We start from the raw sequence: 2,676 nt of genomic DNA, 5'->3' as shown, positions 1-2,676 counted from the left end.
GAGCCAGCAGAGTGGCGGAGGTACCAGCCGAGCGAGCGATCTGAGCACCAGCACCGATCTTCAGTTCGATGCAGTGGATGGTCGAGCCCACGGGGATGTTGCGGATAGGCAGGGTGTTGCCCACGCGGATAGGAGCTTCGGAGCCGCTGATGATGGTAGCCCCGACTTCCAGGTTGCGAGGAGCAATGACGTAGCGACGCTCGCCGTCTGCGTAGCACACCAGAGCGATGTGGGCAGTACGGTTGGGGTCGTATTCAATGCGCTCAACCTTGGCGGGGATACCGTCCTTGTTGCGCTTGAAGTCCACCACACGGTAGTGGTGCTTGTGACCACCGCCCTTGTGGCGAGTTGTGATGTGACCGTTGTTATTACGACCGGCCTTCTGGAATTGAGCTTCCAGCAGGGGGGCAAAACCCTCACCCTTGTGCAGGTGGTCGCGAGTAACCTTCACCGCGCCGCGTTGGCCGGGGGTCGTAGGTTTGAGCTTGATAACAGCCATGATTACGCAGCCTCCCCAGACAGGTTCAGCTCTTGACCGGGCTTGAGCATCACGTATGCCTTGCGCACATTGTCGCGACGGCCCACGGTCTTGCCAAAGCGCTTGGTCTTGCCCTTGGTGTTCACCACAGACACGCCAGCCACTTCAACCTTGAACATCAATTCCACAGCGGCCTTGATTTCGGGCTTGGTAGCGTTCTGCAGCACCTTGAATGTCACAGCATTGGACTTTTCAGCAACCAGAGTGGCCTTTTCGGACACGATGGGAGCGACCAGCACTTGCATCAGACGACCTTCGTCAAACTTGGTAGTGCTCATGCGAACATCTCCTTGAGTTTGTCGATCGCACCCTTGGTGACGAGCACTTTCTTGTAGTGCACCAGCGACACGGGGTCTGCATAGCGCGGCTCAACCACGAACACGTTCTTCAGATTGCGGGATGCCAGGTACAGGTTCTCGTCGATTTCTTCAGCGATCACCATCACCGACGAAGACAGGTTCATAGCCTTGAACTTGTCTGCCAGCACCTTGGTCTTGGGGGTATCCAGCGTCAGGGATTCCACAACTGCCAGACGGCCTTCGCGGGCCAGCTGAGACAGGATGGAAGCCATACCGGCGCGGTACATCTTCTTGTTGATCTTCTGCGAGAAGTTTTCTTCGGGCAGATTGGGGAAGATGCGACCGCCGCCACGCCACAGAGGCGAGGAGGACATACCAGCACGTGCACGGCCTGTACCCTTTTGCTTGAAAGGCTTGGCAGTGGTGTGACGCACTTGTTCACGGTCCTTCTGGGCGCGAGTGCCTTGACGTGCGTTGGCACGGTAGGCAGTCACCAGCTGGTGGACCAGATCTTCGTTGAATTCACGACCGAACACAGTCTCGGGAGCTTCCACCTTGGAAGCGGCCTGGCCTTGTTCATTCAGGAGTTCGAGCTGCATTAGTTCGCTCCTTTGGAAGCTTTAGCCTTGATCGCGGGGCGCACGGAAACGAAGCCACCCTTGGCACCAGGAATGGCACCCTTGATCAACAGCAGTTGGCGTGCTTCGTCGATACGAACCACGTCGAGGTTTTGAGTAGTGACGGTTTCGTCGCCCATGTGGCCAGTCATACGCTTACCGGGGAACACGCGACCGGGGTCTTGTGCCATACCGATAGAACCGGGAACATTGTGCGAACGGCTGTTACCGTGCGAAGCGCGCTGCGAACTGAAGTTGTGGCGCTTGATCGTGCCGGCGTAACCCTTACCGATGGAGGTGCCTTGCACGTCCACCTTCTGGCCAACGCTGAACAGCTCTGCCACAGGCAGAACGGCACCAGCGGCATACTTGCCAGCGGTTTCATCAGTCACGCGGAATTCACGGGTCACTTCACCGGCTTCGACACCCGCCTTGGCGAGGTGGCCGGCTTGAGGCTTGGTCACGCGAGAAGCCTTGCGTGCACCGAAAGTGACCTGCAGGGCCACATAGCCATCGTTCTCTTGGGTTTTGACCTGAGTCACGCGGTTGTTAGAAACATCCACCACTGTGACAGGCACTGCGTCCCCATCATCAGTGAACAGACGCATCATGCCCACCTTGCGACCCAGCAACCCCAGGGAGTTGCTCAGACTCATTTGTTTGCTCCAAAACTTTTGCCGCTGAAACTGCAATTGGCCCAGCGTTGTGCTTTAGCAATCATGCCTAGCACACAAAAGAAGGTTAATAAAACTTCGCATCAAAGGCGAAGCTCCAAATTTTAACGCGAACTGCTTTTTCAAGCAAGTTCGCGTTAAACAAAGACCCTTAAAAGCCTCTTGCGAGGCTTCCAAAACTCTTATTGCAGTTTGATCTCGACGTCCACACCTGCGGGCAGGTCCAGCTTCATCAGAGCGTCAACAGTCTTGTCAGTCGGATCCACGATGTCCATCAGACGCTGGTGCGTACGGATTTCGAACTGGTCACGGCTGGTCTTGTTGACGTGAGGCGAACGCAGGATGTCGAAGCGCTTCATGCGTGTCGGCAGGGGCACGGGACCCTTGACGATGGCGCCGGTACGCTTGGCGGTATCAACGATTTCGGCTGCAGACTGGTCGATCAGCTTGTAATCGAAAGCCTTCAGACGGATGCGGATTTTTTGCTTAGACATTGTTAATTCCTAGCTTTTCTAAGAATTAGGCAATGATCGTGGCAACCACACCAG

Annotated in this window: 5 protein-coding genes; all 5 read right to left on the bottom strand. The window is 56.1% G+C overall.

Annotation, left to right across the window (positions count from 1 at the left end; all coding sequences use genetic code 11):
- The coding region (rplB, locus tag CSE6_RS25875; protein ID WP_083994853.1) for a 50S ribosomal protein L2 at nt 1–499 on the bottom strand (499 nt) is incomplete at its 3' end.
- A 2-nt stretch (nt 500–501) separates the two neighbouring features.
- On the bottom strand, nt 502–816 hold the full coding sequence (rplW, locus tag CSE6_RS25870; protein WP_003059415.1) for a 50S ribosomal protein L23: 315 nt from the start codon (nt 814–816) through the stop codon (nt 502–504).
- Nucleotides 813–1,436: a 50S ribosomal protein L4 gene (gene rplD, locus CSE6_RS25865; protein ID WP_003065421.1), complete on the bottom strand. Its 624-nt coding sequence runs from the start codon at nt 1,434–1,436 to the stop codon at nt 813–815. Before rplD ends, rplW begins: the two co-directional genes overlap by 4 nt.
- Nucleotides 1,436–2,110: a 50S ribosomal protein L3 gene (rplC, locus tag CSE6_RS25860; protein ID WP_003059417.1), complete on the bottom strand. Its 675-nt coding sequence runs from the start codon at nt 2,108–2,110 to the stop codon at nt 1,436–1,438. The genes rplD and rplC overlap by 1 nt, the downstream gene beginning before the upstream one ends.
- 200 nt (nt 2,111–2,310) lie before the next feature.
- Complete coding sequence (gene rpsJ, locus CSE6_RS25855) at nt 2,311–2,622, bottom strand: 30S ribosomal protein S10 (protein ID WP_003059431.1); 312 nt, start codon at nt 2,620–2,622, stop codon at nt 2,311–2,313.
- Between the last annotated feature and the right edge of the window lie 54 nt (nt 2,623–2,676).

This window comes from Comamonas sp. E6 (assembly GCF_001010305.1).
GTDB classification, from domain to species: Bacteria; Pseudomonadota; Gammaproteobacteria; order Burkholderiales; family Burkholderiaceae_C; genus Comamonas; species Comamonas thiooxydans.
Note: the sequence above shows the minus strand (reverse complement) of the source record. Positions and strands in the feature narration are given on the sequence as shown.

What these genes read in the sequence shown, in the direction of transcription:
- rplW (WP_003059415.1), bottom strand. Translation starts at nt 816, where the DNA reads ATGAGCACTACCAAGTTTGACGAAGGTCGTCTGATGCAAGTGCTGGTC.
- rplD (WP_003065421.1), bottom strand. Translation starts at nt 1,436, where the DNA reads ATGCAGCTCGAACTCCTGAATGAACAAGGCCAGGCCGCTTCCAAGGTG.
- rplC (WP_003059417.1), bottom strand. Translation starts at nt 2,110, where the DNA reads ATGAGTCTGAGCAACTCCCTGGGGTTGCTGGGTCGCAAGGTGGGCATG.
- rpsJ (WP_003059431.1), bottom strand. Translation starts at nt 2,622, where the DNA reads ATGTCTAAGCAAAAAATCCGCATCCGTCTGAAGGCTTTCGATTACAAG.